This is a genomic window from Streptococcus penaeicida (assembly GCF_002887775.1).
GTDB lineage: Bacteria > Bacillota > Bacilli > Lactobacillales > Streptococcaceae > Streptococcus > Streptococcus penaeicida.
In genome coordinates this window covers 270,114-294,285 of the sequence record NZ_LOCM01000015.1, presented here as the reverse complement: position 1 = coordinate 294,285, position 24,172 = coordinate 270,114, and the positions used below count along the sequence as shown (strand labels likewise).

Annotated in this window: 22 protein-coding genes and 2 pseudogenes; 23 read left to right on the top strand and 1 reads right to left on the bottom strand. The window is 38.7% G+C overall.

Annotated elements, in window-relative coordinates:
• Positions 1–19 precede the first annotated feature (19 nt).
• From AT575_RS04385 to AT575_RS11065, 23 genes and pseudogenes are all read left to right on the top strand, one after another.
• Positions 20–873 (top strand): annotated as a pseudogene (locus tag AT575_RS04385) (aldo/keto reductase).
• 185 nt (positions 874–1,058) lie between these two features.
• Entirely contained in the window at positions 1,059–1,892 is an 834-nt protein-coding gene (locus AT575_RS04380) for an SDR family oxidoreductase (protein ID WP_102777327.1), read from the top strand.
• A gap of 283 nt (positions 1,893–2,175) precedes the next feature.
• Positions 2,176–3,216: a zinc-dependent alcohol dehydrogenase family protein gene (locus AT575_RS04375; RefSeq protein WP_102777326.1), complete on the top strand. Its 1,041-nt coding sequence runs from the start codon at positions 2,176–2,178 to the stop codon at positions 3,214–3,216.
• 148 nt (positions 3,217–3,364) lie between these two features.
• Positions 3,365–3,757 (top strand): stress response transcriptional regulator NmlR, encoded by a 393-nt coding sequence (nmlR, locus tag AT575_RS04370; RefSeq protein ID WP_102777325.1) that lies wholly within the window; start codon positions 3,365–3,367, stop codon positions 3,755–3,757.
• 2 nt (positions 3,758–3,759) lie between these two features.
• Positions 3,760–4,164, top strand: coding sequence for a cupin domain-containing protein (locus tag AT575_RS04365; RefSeq protein WP_102777324.1), 405 nt, complete (start codon positions 3,760–3,762; stop codon positions 4,162–4,164).
• A 14-nt stretch (positions 4,165–4,178) separates the two neighbouring features.
• A complete protein-coding gene (locus AT575_RS04360; RefSeq protein WP_102777323.1) occupies positions 4,179–4,499 on the top strand; it encodes a carboxymuconolactone decarboxylase family protein in 321 nt (106 codons plus the stop codon).
• 153 nt (positions 4,500–4,652) lie between these two features.
• Positions 4,653–5,639 carry an aldo/keto reductase gene (locus AT575_RS04355; protein ID WP_102777322.1) on the top strand — a complete coding sequence of 329 codons (987 nt, stop codon included), beginning with the start codon at positions 4,653–4,655 and terminating at the stop codon, positions 5,637–5,639.
• Between the two features lie 222 nt (positions 5,640–5,861).
• Positions 5,862–6,881, top strand: coding sequence for a YeiH family protein (locus tag AT575_RS04350; RefSeq protein ID WP_102777321.1), 1,020 nt, complete (start codon positions 5,862–5,864; stop codon positions 6,879–6,881).
• A gap of 180 nt (positions 6,882–7,061) precedes the next feature.
• Positions 7,062–8,243 (top strand): alpha/beta hydrolase, encoded by a 1,182-nt coding sequence (locus tag AT575_RS04345; RefSeq protein WP_245871450.1) that lies wholly within the window; start codon positions 7,062–7,064, stop codon positions 8,241–8,243.
• 75 nt (positions 8,244–8,318) lie between these two features.
• A pseudogene (locus AT575_RS04340) lies at positions 8,319–8,935 on the top strand (hypothetical protein).
• Between the two features lie 303 nt (positions 8,936–9,238).
• A complete protein-coding gene (chrA, locus tag AT575_RS04335; RefSeq protein ID WP_102777319.1) occupies positions 9,239–10,435 on the top strand; it encodes a chromate efflux transporter in 1,197 nt (398 codons plus the stop codon).
• Between the two features lie 206 nt (positions 10,436–10,641).
• Complete coding sequence (locus AT575_RS04330) at positions 10,642–11,040, top strand: DoxX family protein (protein WP_102777318.1); 399 nt, start codon at positions 10,642–10,644, stop codon at positions 11,038–11,040.
• A 299-nt stretch (positions 11,041–11,339) separates the two neighbouring features.
• The gene (locus AT575_RS04325) at positions 11,340–12,188 is read left to right on the top strand and encodes a MurR/RpiR family transcriptional regulator (RefSeq protein ID WP_102777317.1); all 849 of its coding nucleotides are present in this window, start codon (positions 11,340–11,342) and stop codon (positions 12,186–12,188) included.
• Positions 12,189–12,320: 132 nt separating this feature from the next.
• Positions 12,321–12,488 carry an HAD family hydrolase gene (locus AT575_RS10985; RefSeq protein ID WP_102777316.1) on the top strand — a complete coding sequence of 56 codons (168 nt, stop codon included), beginning with the start codon at positions 12,321–12,323 and terminating at the stop codon, positions 12,486–12,488.
• 88 nt (positions 12,489–12,576) lie between these two features.
• Complete coding sequence (locus AT575_RS04315) at positions 12,577–13,173, top strand: HAD hydrolase family protein (RefSeq protein WP_102777315.1); 597 nt, start codon at positions 12,577–12,579, stop codon at positions 13,171–13,173.
• Between the two features lie 170 nt (positions 13,174–13,343).
• Complete coding sequence (locus AT575_RS04310; protein ID WP_102777314.1) at positions 13,344–14,243, top strand: Fic family protein; 900 nt, start codon at positions 13,344–13,346, stop codon at positions 14,241–14,243.
• Between the two features lie 136 nt (positions 14,244–14,379).
• The gene (pynA, locus tag AT575_RS04305) at positions 14,380–15,069 is read left to right on the top strand and encodes a pyrimidine 5'-nucleotidase PynA (RefSeq protein ID WP_102777313.1); all 690 of its coding nucleotides are present in this window, start codon (positions 14,380–14,382) and stop codon (positions 15,067–15,069) included.
• Positions 15,070–15,248: 179 nt separating this feature from the next.
• On the top strand, positions 15,249–16,622 hold the full coding sequence (locus AT575_RS04300) for an NAD-dependent succinate-semialdehyde dehydrogenase (RefSeq protein ID WP_102777312.1): 1,374 nt from the start codon (positions 15,249–15,251) through the stop codon (positions 16,620–16,622).
• Between the two features lie 99 nt (positions 16,623–16,721).
• Positions 16,722–17,501, top strand: coding sequence for a Cof-type HAD-IIB family hydrolase (locus AT575_RS04295; protein ID WP_245871448.1), 780 nt, complete (start codon positions 16,722–16,724; stop codon positions 17,499–17,501).
• Positions 17,502–17,581: 80 nt separating this feature from the next.
• Positions 17,582–19,357, top strand: coding sequence for an excinuclease ABC subunit UvrC (uvrC, locus tag AT575_RS04290; protein ID WP_102777310.1), 1,776 nt, complete (start codon positions 17,582–17,584; stop codon positions 19,355–19,357).
• A gap of 101 nt (positions 19,358–19,458) precedes the next feature.
• Entirely contained in the window at positions 19,459–20,061 is a 603-nt protein-coding gene (locus tag AT575_RS04285) for a nitroreductase family protein (protein ID WP_102777309.1), read from the top strand.
• Between the two features lie 123 nt (positions 20,062–20,184).
• The gene (gene pepV / locus AT575_RS04280; protein ID WP_102777308.1) at positions 20,185–21,588 is read left to right on the top strand and encodes a dipeptidase PepV; all 1,404 of its coding nucleotides are present in this window, start codon (positions 20,185–20,187) and stop codon (positions 21,586–21,588) included.
• A gap of 494 nt (positions 21,589–22,082) precedes the next feature.
• Positions 22,083–22,265, top strand: coding sequence for a hypothetical protein (locus tag AT575_RS11065; RefSeq protein WP_425444824.1), 183 nt, complete (start codon positions 22,083–22,085; stop codon positions 22,263–22,265).
• Between the two features lie 490 nt (positions 22,266–22,755).
• On the opposite strand, the gene mnmE is transcribed toward AT575_RS11065, so the two are convergent.
• On the bottom strand, positions 22,756–24,132 hold the full coding sequence (mnmE, locus tag AT575_RS04270) for a tRNA uridine-5-carboxymethylaminomethyl(34) synthesis GTPase MnmE (protein WP_102777307.1): 1,377 nt from the start codon (positions 24,130–24,132) through the stop codon (positions 22,756–22,758).
• Between the last annotated feature and the right edge of the window lie 40 nt (positions 24,133–24,172).

Genomic DNA, 24,172 nt, shown 5'->3' with positions numbered 1-24,172 from the left:
AAAGAATGGAGGATAGAAGATGATAGAAATGGTCAAAATGAATGACGGTAATCGCATTCCAGACTTAGGACTTGGGACTTGGATGATTCCAGATGACAAAGCAGCAGACGTGGTCGTACAAGCCTTAAAACTAGGATACCGCCATCTGGATACTGCTCAGGCTTATGGCAACGAGGTTGGTGTTGGTAAAGGTATTTTTATGTCTGGCATTCCCAGAGAAGAAATTTTTGTGACAACAAAAGTTGGTGCAGAACACAAAACCTACCAAGCAGCTGCAGACTCTATCCAAGAATCCTTAGATAAGTTGGGACTAAATTATATTGACCTGATGATTATCCATAGTCCTCAGCCTTGGCAAGAATGGCGAGCAAGCGACAAGAATTTTGATCAGGGCAACTTGGAAGCTTGGCGTGCTTTGGAAGATGCTCACAAAGCCGGCAAAATTAAATCTATCGGGGTATCAAACTTCCAAAGAGAAGATATTGAGAACATCCTAAGCCACGGAACAATAAGACCAGCGGTCAACCAAATTTTGGCCCATATTGGAATATCCCCTTTGATTTGGTTGAATATTGTGAAAGTCAAGAAATCTTAATTGAAGCCTATTCCCCAATTGCCCATGGTCAAGCTTTAGGTAATGAAACAATCAAAGCAATGGCTAATAAATATGGGGTAACCATCGCCCAATTATGTATTAAATATGTCTTACAACTGGACATGATTGCACTACCAAAAACCGAAAATCCAGAACACATGCACAGTAACATGCAAGTGGACTTCACCATTTCACGTGAAGATATGGAAACCCTTAATGCCATTAAATTCACTGATTATGGGGAATATAGCAAATTCCCAGTCTTTTCAGGTAAATAAAACAATAGCAATGAAGATTTGAACTTCATTGCTTTTTTTCTTTTACATTCCACAGAGTTCTAAGGAATAACGAAAATTCAAAAATGAAATCTCAAAAATTTCATTAAAATAATATTTTCTCTTGACTTGGAGTTAACTCCAAGGAATAGAATAGAGTCAATATAATAGTAAATGAGGTTCAATAAATGACAAAAGTAATCTTAGTAACAGGAGCTGGTCAAATCTCCATGGCCATTGCTAGAAGAATTGGAGCAGGTTGCAAAATCATTTTAGGCGATAAAAATCGAGCTAATGCAGAAGCTATTGCTAAAACAATGCGAGAAGCTGGTTTTGATGTGGAAGCTATTGAGATGGACTTATCAGACAGACATTCCATTCAAAAGATGATTTCCTTAGGACAAAGCTACGGGCCAATCCATTACTTGATTAATGGTGCGGGTGTCTCTCCCTCACAAGCATCCATTGAAACTGTCCTAAAAGTCGATTTGTATGGCACAGCAATATTGTTGGAAGAAGTGGGTAAGGTGATTGCTCGAGGTGGTTCTGGTGTAACCATCTCCAGCCAATCAGGTTTCCGCATGCCGGCCTTAACAGCTGAGCAAGACAGAGCTCTTGCTACTGTTGACGCAGAAGAATTATTAGCCATAGATTTCTTACAAACGGACCAGATTTCAGACAGCCTCCATGCCTATCAGTTGGCAAAACGGGCAAATGAAAAACGTGTTATGGCTGAGGCAGTCAAGTGGTCACAAAATGGAGCAAGGTTAAACGCTATTGCACCAGGTATTATTGTAACTCCCCTTGCCTTGGATGAATTTAATGGACCAAGAGGAGATTTCTATAAAAATATGTTTGCCAGATCACCTGCCGGCCGTCCAGGGACAGCAGACGAAGTAGCTAATTTAGCAGAACTTTTAATGAGTGATCGGTCAGCCTACATCACAGGTTCTACCATGCTGATTGATGGCGGAGCAACTGCATCTTATTTCTATGGTCCTTTACAGCCAGATCAGAATTAAAAAATCACTCAGTTTAATAATCAGAATTAAAGTGACAGTCAATTTTTAAGAACCATTGCGAGTTGCAATTCGACTACAAAAGATCTAAGTGATTTGGAAGTTTTTTTAGTGTCAATTAAAGGTTTGGAATTCCATATCAGGATGAATTAGAAATTCTGGAATTTAGTTCCAATTTTGATAAAGATAATGAAATTTTCTGAAATATTGTTTTATATTAATGTTTTTTCTTGACTTGGAGTAGACTCCAATGTTTATAATGAAAGTATAGAAAAGAGGTACTCATATGAAAGCAGCAACATTTATGGAACCAGGAAAAATGGTAATTACAGAACGTGTCAAACCTGTTATTGAAGCAGGAAGTGACGCGATTATCAAAATTGTTAGAGCATGTGTCTGCGGTTCTGACTTATGGTGTTATCGTGGGATTTCAGATCGCCCTTCAGGTTCATACGCAGGCCATGAAGCTATTGGTATCGTCGAAGAAGTCGGGTCAGATGTGACAAATGTAGCCGTTGGTGATTTTGTGGTTGTGCCTTTTACTCATGGATGTGGCCATTGTGCAACTTGTAAAGCAGGATTTGATGGCAATTGTACCAACCATGTCCCTGGCAAAAACATTGGTTACCAAGCAGAATACCTCCGTTACACCAATGCAGACTGGGCATTAGTCAAAATTCCAGGACAACCATCAGATTACTCAGAAGAAAAACTCAACTCACTCTTAACCTTATCAGATGTTATGGCAACTGGTTACCATGCTGCTAAAACAGCAGAAGTTAAAGATGGTGACACAGTAGTAGTCATGGGAGATGGAGCTGTCGGCCTTTGCGGCGTAATTGCTGCGAAACTTTTGGGAGCCAAACGGATTATTGCCATGAGTCGTCACAAAGACCGTCAAGAGCTAGCTCTTGAATTTGGTGCAACGGATATCATCGCTGAACGTGGTGATCAAGCCGTCGAAAAATTGATGGCACTCACTAATGGCGATGGGGCTGATGCTATTTTGGAATGTGTTGGCACTGAACAATCGGTTGAAACGGCCGTTCAACTCGGACGACCAGGGGCAATTGTTGGCCGTGTCGGCGTCCCACAAAAAGCTGAGATGAATACCAATAACCTCTTTTGGAAAAATATTGGTCTACGTGGCGGAATTGCATCTGTAACCACTTTTGATAAAGAAGTTCTCTTAGAAGCAGTACTCAATGACAAAATTAATCCAGGTAAAGTATTTACTAAATCATTTGCCTTGGATGATATCCAAGCAGCCTATGAAGCAATGGATAAACGTGAAGCCATTAAATCTTTAGTCATTGTTAGTCAATAATAGACTAAAGAAGACAAGGTCACAACTTTCTAAAAGGACTTAACGATGACTGACAGGAATTAATGACTTCTGCAGTTAATGAAATAGTTATTCCTTTTAATCGAAAAAATGAATGTTTGAAAAAATATAATAAGTGAGTTTAGATTCTATGAATATTAAAAAAGTAAGTGAGCTGACAGGTGTTTCAGCTGATACCATTCGCTACTATGAACGGATTGGTCTCATTCCGCCTGTGAGTCGCAATGATTCTGGTATTCGAAATTTCTCGGAGCACGATGTCAACGTTTTGGAATTTGTTCGCTTTTTCCGCGGAGCTGGTGTCTCTGTAGAAAGCTTGATTGAGTATATTGGGCTTGTTGAGCAAGGGGATAAAACCATTGAAGCCCGTTTGGCTATTCTCCAAGACGAAAAAGAAGGCTTGCAAGGTCGAATTGATAAGCTACAGATGGCCCTTGATCGGCTCAATCATAAGATTGACAACTACCGCAATAAGGTTGTTCCACGGGAACATGAATTGTTTGATAAAGAAAGTGAGGATTAAACATGCATGAAGAAGAAGTAAAAAATGGTATTTTTGAACTTGGTGAGGAAAATCCTTTTGGCAAGTTTTTCATTGGCCAATCTTACCTTAATGGACTTGCCAAGTCACCCGACCAAAGTCTATCTGTGGGAAATGTGACTTTCGAGCCTGGTTGCCGCAACAACTGGCATATCCATTTGGATGGCTTCCAAATTCTCTTGGTAACAGCCGGTCAAGGTTGGTATCAAGAAGCAGGCAAGGAAGCGCGTGCTTTGAAGCCAGGTGATGTCGTGGTTACTGATAAAGGTGTTAAACATTGGCACGGTGCTAGCAAGGATTCTTGGTTTTCACATATTGCTATTACCTCAGGTGCTAGCGAGTTTTATGAAGAAGTAACCGATGACCAATATCAAAGTGTGGAGAAATAGAAAGTAGGTTTCAAATGGCAGAAAAAGTAACAGCAGGTAGTGATATTTTGGGCGAATTTGCCCCTAAATTTGCCGAGTGTAATGATGATGTTTTATTCGGTCAAATCTGGTCTCGTGAAGAGGAGCTTCCGGCTAAAATTCGTTCAATCGTAACGGTCTCAGCTTTAATTTCAGGTGGTAATTTAGAACAATTAGAACACCATTTACAACGTGCAAAAGCAAACGGAGTAACTAAAGAAGAAATTTCTGAAATTATCACCCATATTGCCTTCTATGTTGGCTGGCCAAAAGCTTGGTCAGCATTCAATCGGGCAAAAGAAATTTGGGCAGATTAAATATACTGTAAATTTATTTTATCTGATTAAGTTGACTGAAAAGGCAATTTGATAGATTTAATTTAGCTAAAAGATAACTAGTCTGATTAAATATACCGAAAAGGCAATTGGTCAGAAAAGGATACTGAAAAAGCTATAGAGGAGGATTTTCTAGTGGAATATATTAAATTAGGCAATACTGGTTTAGAAGTGTCGAAATTATGTTTGGGCTGTATGAGTTTTGGGGATGCTAGTAAGGGATTCCACACTGGTTGGCTTTTGGATGAAGAAGCTAGTCGTAAGATCATCAAAAAATCACTCGATATGGGAATTAATTTCTTCGATACTGCAAATACCTATGCTGCCGGAACAAGTGAAGAATATTTAGGTCGTGCTATTAAAGATTTTGCTGATAGAGAAGAAATTGTCATTGCTACGAAGCTATTCTTCGGTGATGGGCAACATCAAGGACGTAATACCACAGGCCTTTCTCGCAAAGCTATCTTTAATCAGGTAAATGCTAGCTTAGAACGCTTAGGAACAGACTACATTGATTTGCTCTACATCCATCGTTGGGACTACAATACACCAATTGAGGAGACTATGTCGGCCTTGAACGACTTGGTTAAATCTGGTAAGGTTCATTATCTTGGAGCATCAGCTATGTATGCTTGGCAATTCCAAAAAGCCCAAAATGTAGCTGAAAAAAATGGTTGGACCAAGTTCTCAGTGATGCAAAATCACTACAACATGCTTTACCGTGAAGATGAGCGTGAGATGATTCCATATTGTCAGGATTCTGGTGTTGCTCTAGTCCCTTATAGTCCGCTTGCTGCTGGTCGTGTGGTGCGTGACTGGGATGCGGATACTGCCCGTAGTAAAACTGACCAAGTGGCTATTTCGAAATACGATTCAACTGAGGATCAAGATAAAGAAATCGTTAAAGCAGTAGCTCAAGTGGCTGATGCGCGTGGGGTTAGTCGAGCTCAGGTAGCTCTCGCATGGCTTTGGCAAAAAGGTATTCACTCACCAATTGTTGGTGTGACCAAAGAGAAATATTTGGATGACTTTATGGGTGCCTTCGGTTTGGAACTGACAGCTGAAGAAATGGAGATATTAGAAGCTAATTACCTCCCACATAAAATTGTTGGTGCACTTTAAGAATCTCCCTTAAAGATTTTGATAAACTCATTTTTTGGAATGTGTTAGACTTCATTTGATTATGATCATTAGTGATTTATTAATTTTCTAAATCATTCATTTCAAATCTTAAAAAGATAAAACATTGGAAAATGAAAAGCTTTGCTTTATGGCAGGGCTTTTTTTCCTTGGTTTGCAATTTTTTCTGAAAGTTCTATAATAGATGACAGTAAAGGAGTCTCTATGATCAGTATTCAAAAAAAACTTCCCGGAATTATCATTTGTCTAGCTTTGTCCTTGCCGGCTTGGTTTTTTGGTCAAGCCCTACCCATAATCGGGGGACCTGTTTTCGGTATTTTATTGGGGATGCTAATTGCCCTTTTTTATCAGAAACGTGACAAAACGCAAGTGGGTATTGCATTTACTTCCAAGTATATCTTGCAAACTGCTGTCGTTTTATTAGGGTTTGGGCTTAATTTAACTCAGGTATTAAAAGTGGGTCTGGAGTCGCTTCCCATTATTATTTCAACCATTGCAACAGCTTTGATAGTTGCCTATTTCCTCCAAAAGAAACTTAATCTTGATGTCAATACGGCAACACTGGTCGGTGTCGGTTCCTCAATTTGTGGTGGTTCAGCTATTGCCGCTACAGCACCAGTAGTAGGGGCAAAAGATGATGAAATCGCTAAGGCTATTTCCGTTATTTTCCTTTTTAATATTCTTGCAGCTTTACTTTTTCCAACACTAGGTCAGTTGCTTGGATTATCTAATCATGGATTTGCCATTTTTGCTGGGACTGCTGTAAATGATACCTCTTCGGTAACTGCCACCGCAGCTTCCTGGGATGCTCTTCATCACTCTAATACTTTGGATGGAGCGACAATCGTCAAATTAACCAGAACTCTAGCCATTATTCCCATTACCTTAGGTCTCTCTTATTATCAGGCGAAAAAAGAGGAGCAATCCGATTCAACAAAAGGCTTTAGTTTGAAAAAAGCTTTCCCGACTTTTGTTTTATTCTTTTTATTAGCTTCATTGGTAACGACAATTGCTTCAGCTCTTGGCTTTAATATGATTTTGTTTGAAAATCTCAAAATCTTATCTAAATTCTTTATTGTAATGGCCATGGTAGCCATTGGACTTAACACGAATGTCGTTAAGTTGGTTAAAACAGGAGGACAAGCTATAACTTTAGGTGCTATTTGTTGGCTAGCCATTACCTGTGTCAGCCTTCTGATGCAAGCTCTATTAGGGACCTGGTAAAAGTTAATAATATTTAAGAGACACAATTAAAATTACTTTACATTTAATCTATCACTTTCTGTCATTTCTTTTTGGGAAATGACTTTTTAATTTTCTAAATTTGTAGTCAAAACTTGCTAGTCTTCCAATCTTTTGATAGGCTAAAAGTTGATACATATTTATGAAAAGAAGTGGAGGACTGTGTTGTCTATAATTAAAAAGTTTGCCTTTTTGCTATTAGAATTGATTGTTATTGTTGTTTTTATTTTTAATTTAGCGACTCTCTTTCCCTTACCTTACTTGGGTTCCATCGCAAATCACTACACCGTCCCCTATGTTCGGGTCTGGCTCCCTGTGCTTTGTGGATTATTTCTGGTTAGTGTCTATTTAGGCATCAAAAACAAGAAGAGTGAGTGGCATATTTTTAATGCCGCAATTGCTTCCCTCAGTTTAGCCATGGGCGCCTATATGATTATGACCATTGAAACCAATCTGAATCAGCTTGGGGCCAATGTTTCCTTTCTGAAATCCTATCAGGTGGAGGATACTTCGGGGGTTAAGTTGGCTGTCAAAACCTATAGCTATTCTAAGTTGGGGCCAGTGAAACTCAATGTTTATTATCAGGATGATGATGTTAAGGATAAGCCAGTTCTGGTATATATCCACGGCGGTGGTTGGGTTGCCGGTACCCGTTATTCACATGACTATTACTGGAGAAGTTTTGCTAAGGATGATTTCGTGGTGGTCAGTCTCGATTATGACCTTTCCAACAAGAATCGCCATTTGTCAGATGTGACAGAAGAACAGTTGATTAAAGGTTTTGCTTGGATTGAAAATAATATTGATAAGTATGGTGGCAACACGGATCGCCTTTATACGACTGGTGTTTCTGCTGGCGGTAATTTGGCATTAGAGTTGTCATACAAAATCAATAGTGGCCATTTCCGGGCTGCAAATGGGGAAAAGCTACCTCAGATTGACGCGGTTTCTGTCTCTTATCCCGTTGCTAGTCCTAAGGATTTTTATGAAAATAGTGACCTGGTCAAGGGGGATTTGGCCAAATTAATGGTATTGTCCTACCTAGGAGGCCGTCCCGATCAGTTGCCTAAAAAATATGCTCGCCTAACGCCTAAGAATGCTATTTCACCGCAGACCCCACCAACCTTATTGATGGCTGGTCAACGGGATAGTCTTGTTCCTCAAGAACCTACTTATGAACTGGCAGAAATCTTAACTAAGAAAAAAATTGCCAACAAGCTGGTTATTTTCCCCTATACCAATCATGCCTATGACCGGATTGATGGTAACCTTGGTAGTCAGGCTTATCTTCATTTGACAAAGGAATGGTTTAAAACCTATCCAGAAAAGACGATTAAGCCTTAAGCATCAAACTATTTTCTCAAAACTTAATATGGTAAGATAGAAATAGAGAAAATTTAAGACTGATAAGGAGCTTATGTGAGAAAATATTTACAGGAATTTGAAAAAGAACTTTCAGACTATTTGGAAATGATCTTATCCTTTATTTTAATGATAGCCATGGCCTTTTTTGCCTTTTCATTATTAAGGGATATGACAGGTTTTATGTCAAGCGGAATTGACGACTTAAAATTATTCGAAATTGTCTTAGCACGAGCCATGGCCTTAGCGTAGGTATTGAGCTTATCAAAATGATTTCCAATCCAGGTCCTAAGACAGTCATTGAAGTTTTGCTTTTTGCCTTGACCCGTCAACTGATTGTTGATCATCCAAATATGTTGGATTTTCTCTTTGGCATCATCGCAGTAGCAGTCCTCTTTGCTATTAGACGTTACCTCTTTATTCAATTTGATAACAATACCCGTATGATTGTTAGGGGAAGTCACAAGCTGAAAATGATTAATGTCTTGGCGCGTGTGACCATTCCTGGAGAAAAAGAAGATACTCTCCGTAGCTATATGACTCGTCGTCTCAAAGAGGACAATAAAACCATCTCGGTTGGTTCGGTTGTCTATTTGAAAAATGTCGCTTTACGCGTTGATAAAATGCATGGTGATGTGATTACTCGTGTTGAAATTATAAAAGGCATTTATTAAGAAGTCTTGCTGTGCAAGGCTTTTTTGCTTGTCAGTTACCTTGTATATTGAGGTCAAAATGACATTATTAGAAAATAAGGGTTGACCTAATGGGATTGTCAGAAAATATAAATTAAGTTCTGAAAATTACTGACAACTTAAAGAAAGTTCAGTCAAATCTTTATAATCATTTTTGAAAATCAATATGCCATTTTTCTAAAAGTGTCGGCTTTCAGTTACTGACAAAGTTAGAAAGAAGATGAAATGAACTGATTATGATAAACTTAAAGTAAGTCGAAAATAAATTCAAAACGGAGATTAGAGATGACTGCTAAACTTTTGTCGAAGAAGCAATTTTTAAAAGATGTCTTTCTGTGTGCCTTGGCATCTTATGGCGGCCCGGAAGCTCATTATGGCGTCTTCCAACACCAGTTGATTGAGAAGAAGTCTTATATTACTGAAGAGGAATTGGCAGAATTAATAGGACTTTTTTCAATCGTACCGGGTCCTTCAAGCACGCAAACAATTACTGCCATTGGTTATCACCTAGGTGGTAAAAAATTAGCACTGTTAACCTTCCTTTTATGGGTTAGTCCAGCTATTCTTATGATGTCCACCTTAGGTCTCTTCTTTCAGCTTTTTAAGGACAATCAACATTGGCAAAGCCTTGTCCGCTTCCTACCCGCTGTTGCTATTGGCTTCATCGTCTATGCAGCCATCAATATGACTCGCAAAACCGTCAAAAGAATGCCGGACTTGTTCCTATATATTGCCATAGCTATTCTGGCCTACTTTACCCTTTCATGCTCAGTTTGGATGATTTTCATCCTCCTCATGCTGGCAGGTCTTATTAAATCATTGCCTCATTGGTCTCAAATCAAGGAACAGTGGCATTACCTAGGTCAGATGAATGAAAAGCCACAATGGATTTACTTAGTGGCCTTATTCGCCATTGCCATCATCTTGGAGTTAGCAGCTATCAATGGACAACCCTTAATGACATTGCTTGCTTCACTTTACCGTTATGGCTATTCAGTCATTGGCGGTGGCCAATTGATCATCCCAATGATGATTGAAGATTTTGTCAAACTTCAGACCGTTATTAGTCAATCCGATTTCTTAGCAGGCTATGCCTTTGACCAAGCCGTCCCAGGTCCACTCTTTAGTTTTGCAGCATTTGTAGCATCTAGAGGGTTCTCGCAAAGTATCTTCGCCTTACTTATCGGCATTGTAGGTGGCTTTACCATTTTCCTTCCTGGCACACTATTAGTCTATTTCATGACTCCACTTTGGCAAACCATTCGAAAATTTAAGGCTGTATCCTATTTCCTAAAAGGGGTTACCATCGCAGTTGCAGCCCTAATTACCCTGACAGCAATTACCCAAACCATGACGAGACAAAATAACTTATTGGAATTACTGATTATATTAATCACCAGCCTTTTATTACTTAGTAAAAAGGTGCCCGCTCCAATTTTAATCATTGCAGCTATCCTTTTTGGATTGGTCTATCAAGGGTAAAATGGCTGGCGCTAGCAGAATCTATCTTTTCCCATCTTCAGTAAGGTGGGGTTTTTAAATTTGATAAAGTAAGAATTCATCAGAAATAAAATGAAATTTTTTGAAAATCAAACAAAACACTTGCGAGCATTTTCATAATTGGTTAAACTAGTTTAGTAAGTATTACTAACTAGTATAAAATTCAAATACTTACAGAGGAGAAATTTATGGAAAAACATATAGATCGTTTCAGTCCTTTTGCTTTAGGTTTATTACGTATCGTTGCTGGATACATGATGCTCTTTCACGGTTTGGATAAAGTATTCGGACTCTTTAGTGGAAAAGCAGTCCCTCTAGCAAGTTTAATGGGTGTTGGTGGTATCCTTGAATTAGTACTAGGATTTTTGGTATTGATTGGATTAGGAACACGCCTTGCTGCCTTTGTATTATCTGGTGAAATGGCCGTAGCCTATTTCATGTTTCATGGTTTAGCAGGTAATATTTTCTTACCTTATGTCAATAAGGGTGAATTAGCCGCTTTATATACTTTTGTCTTTTTCCTTTTTGTATTTACAGGAAGTGGAGCATTAGCAGTTGATAATTTCTTTGGCAAAAAAGACAAGTAGGCTATTAAAGCAAAATAGTAAGGTCATGATATAGACACTTTACAAATAAAAAAATCCCTTGAAAATAAAATCAAGGGATTTTTATCCGCGTAACCACAAAACATAGGAGGTTTTTTTAGCCGCCAGATAGCTTAATTTAAGTGTAAGATAATTGATTTCGACTTTCAATCCCTTGGGATTCACTTGTACACTTATCTCATATTGTCAAACTATTAAAAGTTAAAAATGAGAAATTTGTCTCACTTTAAGATATATTAGTATTACTAAGATCTCTAGTTTAGGATAAGTTGAGGAAAACGATGAATATCTATGAAAAATTATCAACCATTAAATTAAGTACCAATGAGGAGGCTATCAAAGCATTGATTTTTGCGGATAGTCCAGCTTTTATTAAGATGTCGCTCAATACTATTTGTAAGAAAACCTTTGTTTCACGCTCAACACTTTATCGATTTTGTGATAAATTGGGTGTCAATGGCTTTTCTGACCTAAAACTTAATCTACAGGCTGACCTGGATCAATACCAAAAAACGCTATCTAATTTTAATATTGATTTTCCAGTACAAAGCCAAGATAGTTTGGAAAAAATGTTAAGCAATATGCAAGAAGTATATGGTGAAACAGTCCAATCGACAGCCAATTTAATGGACCTGCAAGTCTTGAATCGAGTAGCTAGACAGCTTAATAAAGCTGACCGAACCTTACTTTTCACTTCGGCGGGTAATATCTTTTTTGCTGAAAATTTTAAATTCCAACTTACTGAGATTGGTAAAAGAGTTGAAGTTCCAAAAGAAGACTATTACATGTCTTGGACGGCGGCCTCAAGCCGAGAAGAAGACTTTGCTATTGTGATTTCTTTTGGTGGGCGATCTCATCAAATGGGGCATATTTGTAAACTTCTTAAACAGAATCATACCAAGATTTTATTGATTTGTTCACCAGAAGCTGAGCGTCTTTTTGACTACGCTGACTATATTCTATATATGTCGCCTAAAGAAAATCATTATCAGAAAATCTCATCCTTTTCGACGCGACTTTCCTTATTATTTATCCTCGATTTACTTTACACCACTGTTTTTAAGGAAAACTATGATCGCAATAAGGACTATAAGACCTCAACTTATCAAATGATGATTGACCGAGATTGAGACATATGTTTCAAAATTCCTGTCCTAAATTTTCTAAATGTGAGATTTCTTTCCGAATGAATTCTTAGAGAGTCGCAACTTCTTATTTAAGCTTATAATAGGCTTAGTAGAAAAAAAGGAGATTTGATTGTCATGATTAAAGCGATTATTTTAGACATTGACGGTACTTTGACTAACTCGCAAAAAGAGATTACTGCTGAAACTAAGGAAGCTTTATTAAAAGCTCAGAAAATGGGTATCCGCTTGGCCATTGCGTCAGCTCGTAGTGAGAATGGCTACGCCGTTTTGGTCGCTGGTTAGATTTTGAGAAAAATAACGGCATTTTCATTTGTTACAATGGTGGCTTGATTATCAATAGTCAGACCAAAGAAGTCTATTATGAGAAGCTATGCCGACAGAATTAGCTAAGGAAATTTTGGAACATTTGAAGCAATTCGACTGTATTCCAATGGTTAATAAGGACGAGTACATGTACCTGAACGATGCTTTCAAGGGCATGATTCAGACGCCTAATGGTGATGTGGATATTATTCAATATGAGACACGATCCAATGAATTCTTGATTTGTGAAAAAGCTGATTTGGCAGACTTCGTGGATTTCGAAGTACCAAAAATTTTGGTAGCAGCTTCATCTGATTATATGGCTGAAAATGCAGAAAAAATGGGGGCGCCATTTAAAGATCGTGCCCGTACCGGAATGACAGCGCCTTTCTATTATGAATTCAACGCTAAGGGCGTGGAAAAAGATGTGGCTATCGAAAAAGCCTTCGAAGAAATGGGCATTTCAAGCGATGACATGATGGCCTTCGGCGACGCCCAAAATGACATGGCCATGCTCAAATACGTCAAATATGGCATCGCTATGGGCAACGCCATCGATGAATTGAAAGAAGTCGCCTACGATGTCACAGACGACAATGACCACGACGGCATTGCTAAAGCCCTTTACAAATACATCCCAGAATTAAAAGATGTGAAACTTTAAGAAGTAAGAGAAAAGCAGCTTTACGAAAGAAGGGCTGCTTTTTGGGTGGGTTAAAACCATGATTTTCAGATTTTTCACTTGTATTGTTCCGCTAAATCGAAAATGTTATTCCGATAAATCCTCTATTGTTCCGAACTATGGTATAATTGGGTTTGAAAGTGAGGTTATGTATGGACTATATGAGTGTAAAACAAGCAGCACTTCTCTGGGGAATTTCGGATAGACGTATTCGAACCCTTTGTCAGGAAGGCAAAATTGAAGGAGCTTTCCAAGAGCGCAGAGCATGGCAAATTCCAATTGATGCTAAAAAGCCGTCAGATGGGAGATACAAAAAAACTGCTAGTCTCATTCCCCTCATTGAAGAAAAATTGGAAGTTCTGCAATCATTACGACCACTAACAAGTGGAGAATTAGAACGCTTACTAGAAGAATTTACAGTTGAATTTACCTATAATTCAAATGCTATTGAGGGAAATACGCTCACCCTGCGTGAAACAGACATGGTTCTACGAGGGTTAACCATTGATCAGAAGCCTTTAAAAGACCACTTGGAAGCCATCGGACATCAGGAGGCTTTCAAATATATTTGTAATCTTGTTTCTGAAAAACAAAGTTTAACGGAACAAGTCATAAAGGACATTCATTATTTAGTTTTATCAGATAAAAAGGACGACCGTGGTGTTTATCGAAAAGTCCCAGTTCGTATTATGGGAGCAGCTAATGAACCAGCTCAGCCCTATCTTATCCGTCCAATGATGGAACAACTCCTAAGCAAATTTGAAAGCAATAGGGAAAATATTGTTACCAAAATGGCTCTTTTTCATATTGAGTTTGAAAGCATTCATCCCTTTATTGATGGTAATGGCCGTACTGGTCGATTATTAGTTAATTTAGAGCTGATGAAAGCAGGTTATCCTCCAATAAATATTAAGTTTACGGATAGATTGGCCTACTATCAGGCTTTTGATCAATACCATTCAAAAGGTGATTTGTCAGCTATGGAAGATTTATTTGCTCGATATATTAATGAAAGACTTGATCATTACCTTAGTATCTTAGGTGATCAATAATATCTCATGTAATTCGAATCAGTTATTTTATTATTATGATATAATTGGACTCATCAAATGGTCAGGAAATTTTAGAATTTTACTGACACATAATACCTCGTCGCCCTGTTTGCAATCCTAGAAAGGAATCCTAAAATTGTCATACAAATTCTTATTATTCGACCTTGACCACACCTTGCTGGATTTTGATAAAGCAGAAGAAGTGGCTTTGTCTGAACTTTTAATTGAGTGCAAGGTCACCGATGTTCAGGCCTACAAAGACTATTACAAACCCATGAATCAGGCTATGTGGAAGGATTTGGAGCTCAAGTTGGTGACCAAAAAAGAGCTGGTTAATACCCGTTTTGCTAAGTTGTTCGATCATTTTGGGAAAACTGTCGATGGCATTTACATGGCGGAAAGATACCAGGCCCACCTCCAACATCAAGGGCAAACCTATGCTGGTGCGGCAGAATTATTGGCTACTTTAAAAGAAAAAGGCTACCGCATTTATGCTGCGACTAATGGGATTACGAAAATTCAAACAGGTCGTATGAGAAATTCCGAAATTGAATCTTTCTTTGAGAAGGTCTTTATTTCAGAAGCCTCTGGTAGTCAAAAACCAGATAAAGCATTTTATGATTGGATTGGCCAACAAATTCCCGACTTTGACCCAAGTGACTGTTTAATGATTGGCGATTCTTTATCAGCCGATATTCAAGGTGGTAATAATGCTGGCATTGATACGGTTTGGTATAACCCGCATCACTTAGAAAATGGCAGTAAAGCTCAGCCAACTTATGTGGTTTCTAATTATCAGGAACTTTTAGAGATTTTGTCTAAATAGATACTACACACAAAAAAGTTTATGGAAAAGGCAAAATTATTTGCCTTTTTTATATGGTTCTCACCTTATTTTTCCGCTACTTTTGAGAAATTTTCGAAAATTTTCGCATTTCGTAGCATTTTTTTGAAATCGTTCTCAATTTCTGATAGACTTTAAGTAATAAAAAGAGGAGGCTTATTATGGCTTATAAAACTATTTACCCTTTTACAAATGAAGTTCTTAAAGAATATGAGAACACTACTGATGCACAATTAGAAGAAGTGCTTGAAACGGCACACCAACTTTACAAAAAATGGCGCAAAGATGACCAATTAGAAACTCGTAAAGCGCAACTTCATGAAGTGGCTGCTATCTTACGTCGTGACCGTGATAAATATGCGGAAATCTTGACTAAAGATATGGGTAAACTTTTCACTGAAGCTCAAGGTGAAATTGAACTTTGTGCTGACATTGCTGACTACTATGCTGACAATGCTGACAAATTCTTAGAACCAACTCCACTTGCTACTGATACTGGTGACGCTTACTACATCAAACAAGCTACAGGTGTTGTTCTTGCGGTTGAACCATGGAACTTCCCTTACTACCAAATCATGCGCGTGTTTGCTCCAAACTTTATCGTTGGTAACCCAATGGTCTTGAAACATGCTTCAATCTGTCCTTGGTCAGCGCAATCATTTGAAGAATTAGTTGATGAAGCTGGTGCTGAAAAAGGTACATTTACTAACCTCTTTGTTTCTTACGGCCAAGTGTCTAACATCATCGCTGATAAACGTGTTGTTGGTGTCTGCTTAACTGGTTCTGAACGTGGAGGTGCATCTATCGCTGAAGAAGCTGGTAAAAACTTGAAGAAAACTACCCTTGAATTGGGTGGTGATGATGCTTTCATCATTCTTGACGATGCTGATTGGGATGAATTAGAATCTGTTCTTTTCTTCTCACGTCTTTACAATGCAGGGCAAGTATGTACATCTTCTAAACGTTTCATCGTTCTTGAAAAAGACTATGATCGTTTCAAAGAATTATTAACAAAAGTCTTCAAAACAGCTAAATGGGGTGACCCAATGGATCCAGAAACAACTTTGGCACCATTATCATCAGCTCAAGCTAAAGAAGATGTTCTTGCTCAAATTAAATTGGCTTTAGACAACGGAGCTGAATTAGTATACGGTGGTGAATCTATTGACCATCCAGGTAACTTCGTCATGCCAACTATCATTGCTGGTATGACTAAAGATAACCCAATCTACTACCAAGAAATCTTTGGTCCAGTTGGGGAAATCTACAAAGTGGCTTCAGAAGAAGAAGCTATCGAAGTGGCTAATGACTCTAACTATGGTCTTGGTGGTACCATCTTCTCAAGCAACAAAGAACACCGCGAAGCAGTTGCTGCAAAAATCGAAACTGGTATGTCATTCATCAACTCAGGTTGGGCAAGTCTTCCAGAACTTCCATTCGGCGGAATCAAAAACTCAGGTTATGGCCGTGAATTAAGTGAACTTGGCTTCACAGCATTCGTTAACGAACACCTAATCTACACACCAAAAAAATAAGAAACTCAACTAAACAAAGTTAAGGCTTAAAGGGAAACTTTTAAGCCTTCTTTTTAAGAAAAGGAGACGTTTATGGATATTAAAGTATTTGCTACCGATATGGATGGCACTTTCTTAAATAGTCAAAACGATTATGATCGTCAGCGTTTTGCCGCTCTTTTTGAAAAAATAGATGCTCAGCAAAAGCACTTCGTGGCTATCAGTGGCAACCAGTATTATCAGATCAAGACATTCTTCTCAGGCTACGCTGATAAGATGACTATCGTTGGGGAAAACGGGGCTTATATCGTCGATAAAGGACAGGTCCTGAAGACCTATCCGCTTGCAGATGATATTGTGACCACCGTTATCCGATACCTCTACGACAATAATTTGGCCAATCAAGCTGTTGTCTGTGGTGAAAAATCTGCCTACATCTTGGATTCTGCCAGCGCAGCTGATTTGGAAATGTTCTCCATTTACTATACAGAATTACTGCAAGTGGCTAGCTTTGATGCTCTGCCATCTGACAAAATCTTAAAATTCTCATTTAACACCACTGTTTCGGAAACGCAGGAGATCGTCAATGCCCTCAATGGGCAATTAGGTGAGCGAGTGGTGGCAGTGGAGACCGGCAACGGCAATGTGGATGTGATCTCTAGAGGCGTCAACAAGGGTTCTGCCATGGCTTTCTTGCTAGAAAAATGGGGCTTAGAAGCCAGTCAAATGGCTACTTTCGGCGACAGTAACAATGATCTGGAAATGTTAGCCATGACTGAGCATTCCTACGCCATGCTTAACGGCAACGACCAAGTCAAAGAAACCGCAACGTTCATGACCTCCAGCAATGATGACTCGGGTGTTATGGCGGTAATTGAAAAATTTGTAGAAACATCTTAAGTCAATCAGACGCATAAAACTAGCCGACAAAGTCGGCTCTTTTTGCGGTCAAATGGGCAATAATTTGGTAAAATAGGGTCATGAATGAACTGATAAAACATAAATTGGAATTGCTTCCGGGTAGTCCTGGTTGTTACCTGCACAAGGATAAGAATGGGACCATTATCTATGTGGGCAAGGCCAAGAATTTACGTAATCGGGTGCGCTCTTATTTTAGGGGCAGTCACGATACGAAAACAGAACTTCTGGTTTCTGAGATTGAAGATTTTGAATACATTGTAACGGGCTCCAATACGGAAGCTCTTCTTTTGGAGATCAATTTAATCCAGAAGAATATGCCCAAGTACAATATCAAGTTAAAGGATGACAAGTCTTATCCTTTTATTAAGATTACGAACGAGCTTTTTCCGCGTCTTTTAATTACCAGACAAATTAAGAAAAAGGACGGCCTCTACTTTGGTCCCTATCCGGATTCCTATACGGCCAATGAGGTCAAGAAGCTTTTGGACCGGATTTTCCCTTTCAAAAAATGTACCAATCCTGTCAATAAGGTTTGTTTTTACTATCATCTGGGCCAATGTAATGCCCATACCATTTGTCAGACCGACAAGGCCTATTGGGATGGCTTGGTTGAAGATGTCAAACTTTTCTTAGAAGGCAAGGATGATAAAATTGTCAATCAATTAAAAGAGAAGATGACAGCTGCCGCTGGGGAAATGGAATTTGAGCGGGCGGCTGAGTTTCGTGATTTGATTTCGGGAATCGCCAAGCTGCGCACTAAGCAAAGAATTATGAGTAAGGATTTACAGGACCGCGATATCTTTGGCTACTATGTGGACAAAGGATGGATGTGTGTGCAGGTATTCTTTGTCCGCCAGGGAAAATTAATTCAGCGTGATGTTAATATGTTCCCATATTACAATGATGCGGAAGAAGATTTCTTAACCTACATGGGTCAATTCTACCAGGACCAAAGACACTTTATTCCAAGAGAAGTCTTTATTCCTACCAATGTCGACCAAGAATTAGTGGAAGCAATTGTCCCAACAAAAGTGATTAAACCTCAAAGAGGTGAGAAGAAGCAGTTGGTGGCTTTGGCAACTAAGAATGCCAGGGTCAGTCTGCAACAAAAATTTGACTTGTTAGAGAAAGATCTTAAGAAAACGCAAGGGGCTATTGATAATCTTGGACAACTGATTGGGATTCCTACGCCTAAACGGATTGAGGCTTTTGATAATTCCAACATTCAGGGGACAAGCCCTGTTGCGGCTATGGTTGTTTTTGTAGATGGTAAGCCAAGTAAGAAGGACTACCGTAAATTTAAGATTAAAACTGTTGTTGGCCCAGACGATTATGCGAGTATGCGGGAGGTCATTTATCGCCGTTATAGTCGGGTCTTAAAGGATGAGTTAGTAGCACCAGACTTAATTGTCATTGATGGTGGTGCTGGTCAGGTAAACATTGCTAAGGATGTGGTCTATCATCAGCTTGGTTTAAAGATTCCAATTGCTGGTTTGCAGAAGAATGATAAGCACCAAACGCAAGAATTACTTTTCGGTGATCCCTTGCAGGTTATTGATTTGCCTCGTAATTCTGAGGAATTCTTCTTGCTTCACCGGATTCAGGATGAGGTTCACCGCTTTGCTATTACTTTCCACCGGCAGGTGCGTTCCAAGAATTCATTCAGTTCTAAGTTGGATGGGATTGAGGGGCTTGGTCCAAAGCGCAAGCAGCTTTTACTCAAACACTTCAAGGGGGTAACGGCTATTGCGTCAGCGACCGAAGATGAGATTAGAGCCTTGGGGATTCCCCAAAAAGTAGCTCAAAGTATTTTGGAAACTTTTGCTAAAAAATGATTTGTAGAAAGTCCATTTTTTGTAAGAAAATGAATGAAAAGCCTTGCAAAAAGTGGTAAAATAAGACTGTATTTAAATAAAAAAAGATTGGAAGTTTTGCCATGAAATTTCTTGAATTAAACAAAAAACGTCACGGTGTTCGTTCTTTTAATGACCAGCCGGTTGACTTTAAGGATTTGCGGACTGCTATTGAAATTGCAACGCTTGCTCCGAGTGCTAATAATATTCAGCCTTGGAAATTTGTTGTTGTTGAAGATAAAAAGGCAGATTTAGCTAAGGACATGGTTCTTGGGAACAAGGTGCAGGTTGAGCAAGCTCAGTATGTTGTGGCAATTTTTTCTGATACTGATCTGGTTCAAAGATCGCGTAAGATTGCCCGTGTGGGTGTTAAATCACTTCCTGATGATTTGATTGGCTACTACATGGAAACTCTTCCTCCACGTTATGCCAAAATGGAAGAGCTTGAAAAAGCAGAATACTTGTCGTTCAATACTGGTTTGGTAGCTATGAACCTGATTTTAGCCCTAACTGACCAAAAGATTGCTTCAAATATGATTTTAGGTTTTGATAAATCAAAAACTAATGAAATCTTAGATGTTGATCCACGTTTCCGTCCGGAAATTTTAATCACTGTTGGCTATACTGATGATAAATTGGAACCAACTTACCGTTTGCCTGTTGACGAATTAATTGAACGTCGTTAAAAAGAGTGAAAATTCAGATATAAAGTGTTATACTGTCTATATTGACAGTTGATAAAGTTAAGTAAGTTGTATTGTTATGGTACAACTTATTAACTTTGTAAATTTTAAAAGGAGATAAACTTAATGATTGATTTTAAAGCAGAAGTTGAGAGCCGCAAAGAGGCTATGCTTGAAGACTTGATTAGCTTGCTTCGCATTAACTCTGAACGTGATGATTCTCTTGCAGATGAGAAACACCCATTTGGTCCTGGTCCTGTGAAAGCTTTGGAACATTTCTTAGCCATGGCAGAACGTGATGGTTACCAAACGCGTAACATTGATAACTATGCTGGTGACTTCGAATTTGGTGAAGGAGAAGAAGTCCTTGGTATTTTCGGTCACTTGGACGTGGTCCCTGCTGGAGCTGGTTGGGACACTGACCCTTATGAGCCAATCATCAAAGACAATCGCATTTATGCGCGTGGTTCATCAGATGATAAAGGTCCAACTTTAGCTTGTTACTATGCTTTAAAAATCATTAAAGAACTAGGTTTACCAACCTCTAAAAAAGTTCGTTTTGTTGTTGGTACCGATGAAGAATCAGGTTGGGGCGATATGGATTACTACTTTGCCCACAACGGTTTGAAGGACCCAGACTTTGGTTTCTCTCCTGATGCTGAATTCCCAATCATCAATGGTGAAAAAGGAAATATCACTGAATATCTACACTTTGGTGGTGAAAACGATGGTTCATTTGTTCTTCATTCATTCAAAGGTGGCCTTCGTGAAAATATGGTTCCTGAGTCAGCGACTGCTATTATTTCTACATCACGAGAATTTAATATTTTTGAAGCAGAATTTGATCAATACATTAAACGTAAAGAAGTTAAGGGTGATATCTCCAAAGAAGGTGACAAGATTAAAGTTACCATTCATGGTAAATCTGCTCATGGTTCTACACCAGAACTAGGTATTAATGGAGCAACTTTACTTGCGCGTTACCTTTCACGTTATGCTTTCAACAAAGATGCAGAAGCTTACTTACGTTTAGCTGGTCACCAATTACATGAAGCCTTTGATGGTAAAAAATTTGGTCTTGCTTTCAAAGATGAAAAAATGGGTGCCCTCAGTATGAATGCTGGTGTCTTTAGTTTTGATAGAGAATCAAACGATAACACTATAGCTTTGAACTTCCGTTATCCAAAAGGAATCGATGCTTTTGTTCTTAAAGCTGGTTTAGAAAAATTAAAAGGTGTTCGTGAAGTTACCTTGTCACAACATGAACATGTGCCACACTATGTTCCAATGGATGATGAACTCGTTTCAACTCTTTTAAGTGTTTATGAAAAACAAACTGGCTTAAAAGGTTATGAACAAGTTATCGGTGGTGGAACATTCGGTCGTCTCCTTAAACGTGGCGTTGCCTTTGGAGCGATGTTCCCAGGTGATGAAAACACCATGCACCAAGCCAATGAATATATGCCTTTAGAAAACATCTACAGATCAGCAGCAATCTATGCTGAAGCTATCTACGAATTAATTAAATAAGCAAAAAAGAAGCCGTCAGGCTTCTTTTTGTGACATTAATTTATTTCAAATATTTATTATTGTTCATTTCATTTGTGAGTCGGACGTCAGCGACTTCAATCCCTTCGGTCTTGAATTCCATGACTAATTTTTTAGCCTAAGGTCTAAAAAATTCCGAGTACCAAAAAGTGTATTTTTGGTACTTTCACCACAATGAAATGAACTTATAAGGGCTTACACTGATTTCTTACTGAGTATGGTTATAATTTTTCGAAATAATTTATGAATTATTTTCTTAGATTATCTTTACTGATAGTTGTCGTCAGCGACTTCAAATCTCGTGGTCTTGTATTCATGAATTATTTTAATTATTTCATTCACTTACACGATGACAATATTAATTTATTTTTTCTGGAATTTGTACTTATTGTTATTATCAATAAAAAATCACTTGAAAACTTTTTATCAATTTGCTAATTTATATTTACAAAATTTCAATTAATGGAGGTGACAAATTGTCCCATACACTGAAAAATAATTATGAAAGTGATGACCAAATAGTAATGGATTATTTTGAATATGATTTACATAGAGCTTTTACTGACTTGAAAAATGAAATCCTATTAGGACATCGAGATATTTTAGAAGGAAAGATATCATCATTGTCAGATGTTAGGGAAGAATTTGGGCTTAGTTAATTTTAAAATAATGAATCAGCAAATTAATAATTTATTTAATTTTAACAATGTTTTATCAACTGACACAAAAATCATCTTGCAAAGGTTGTCGAAAAATAATATTATTATTGTGTAGTAAGCAACTAACGTTGATTTATTCAATGAAGCTAGTGAGGATAGCCGGCTGCTTTAGGCTTGAATTGGATACTAATTGCAATTAGTATCGGCTTTAAAGGGTTTTGGGATACTTTTTCCACAAGCAGTAAAAAGTATTTCTTATGGAAGAGGGATTAAACAACCCTCTTTTTTGTTTGGATATTAGCAAATTTAAAATTAATACTATGATGAACCTCGGGGTAAAAGGAGTCTGAGAAAAGAAAAAAACTGAAAACAATCCTGTTTGAATTCAATGAAAAAAGGAACTGTTATAGTTCCTTTTTGTGTTATTCAGATAGCTTCCCCTTCGCTTTCAATTTTCAAGACTCAGGCTGAAAAGGTCCACTGGACCTTTTCACTTTCCTAAACAAAATTGGCTGAAGAGTTGGGTGATGAGTTCGTCGGGGGCGGCGTCACCGGTGATTTCGCCAAGGATTTCCCAGGTTCTGGTCAGGTCGACTTGTAGTAGGTCCACGGGCATTCCCATTTCTAGGCCGTCGTTAACAGCTTGGAGGCTTTGGACGGCTTGTTCGATAAGTGAAATGTGGCGGGCGTTAGATAGGTAGGTGGCGTCCTGTTCAACCAAGCCAGCATTATCAAAGAAGAGCTGGTTGATGCGGTCTTCGATCATGTCGATGTTCTCATTTTTCAAGACAGAAATTGGGATTAAATCGTCTGGCAATTCTTGGCGTTCGATGTGTTCTGCTAAGTCGGTCTTGTTAAGGAGAATGAGTCGGTTGGCCTCTTTGCTCAAGTCCAAAAGCGTTCTATCTTGCTCAGTTAAGGGCTCTGATGCGTTGAGGACTAGTAGTACCAAGTCGGCTTCGTTGAGGGCTTTTTTGGAGCGCTCGACACCGATTTTTTCAACCACGTCGTCGGTATCGCGGATGCCGGCGGTATCAATCAGTTTGAGTGGCACGCCTTTGATGTTAACATATTCCTCGATGACGTCACGAGTTGTGCCGGCGATGTCGGTTACGATGGCTTTTTCTTCTCTTAGTAAGTTGTTGAGCAAGCTCGATTTACCAACGTTAGGACGGCCTATGATAGCAGTTGAGAGGCCTTCTCGCAGAATTTTGCCACGCTTAGCGGTGCGCAATAAATTCTCTAAAAGTGTTTGAAACTCTTGGGTCTTTTCACGCATGAGGGCAGTGGTCATTTCCTCCACGTCATCATACTCGGGATAGTCAATATTAACCTCCACTTGAGCAAGAGTGTTGAGAATTTCCTGACGGGTGTCGTTGATCAGTTGGGATAGGGAACCATCAAGTTGCTTAACGGCTATATTCATAGCTTTATCAGTTTTGGCTCTGATAATATCCATAACGGCTTCGGCTTGGGTCAGGTCAACTCGGCCATTCAAAAAGGCCCGTTTGGTGAATTCACCGGGTTCGGCCATGCGGGCACCATTTTTTATTAATAATTGTAAAATTTCATTTGTGACAGCAATCCCACCGTGGGTATTGATTTCAATGACATTTTCTCTGGTAAAGGTCTTAGGTGCCAGCATGACTGTGACCATGACCTCATCAAGAATTTCTTCTGTTTGAGGGTCAATGATGTGACCATAATTAATGGTATGCGAAGCCACCTGCTCTAAATCTTTACCTTTGAAGACTTTGGAAGCAATGTCTAGGGCTTCTGTCCCAGATAGTCGGACGATACCGATAGCACCCTCACCAAGAGGGGTTGAAATAGCTGTAATGGTGTCAAATTCTTTTGTTATACTCATGCCCTTATTTTAGAATAAAGCTTGGTTAAAAGCAAGGCTT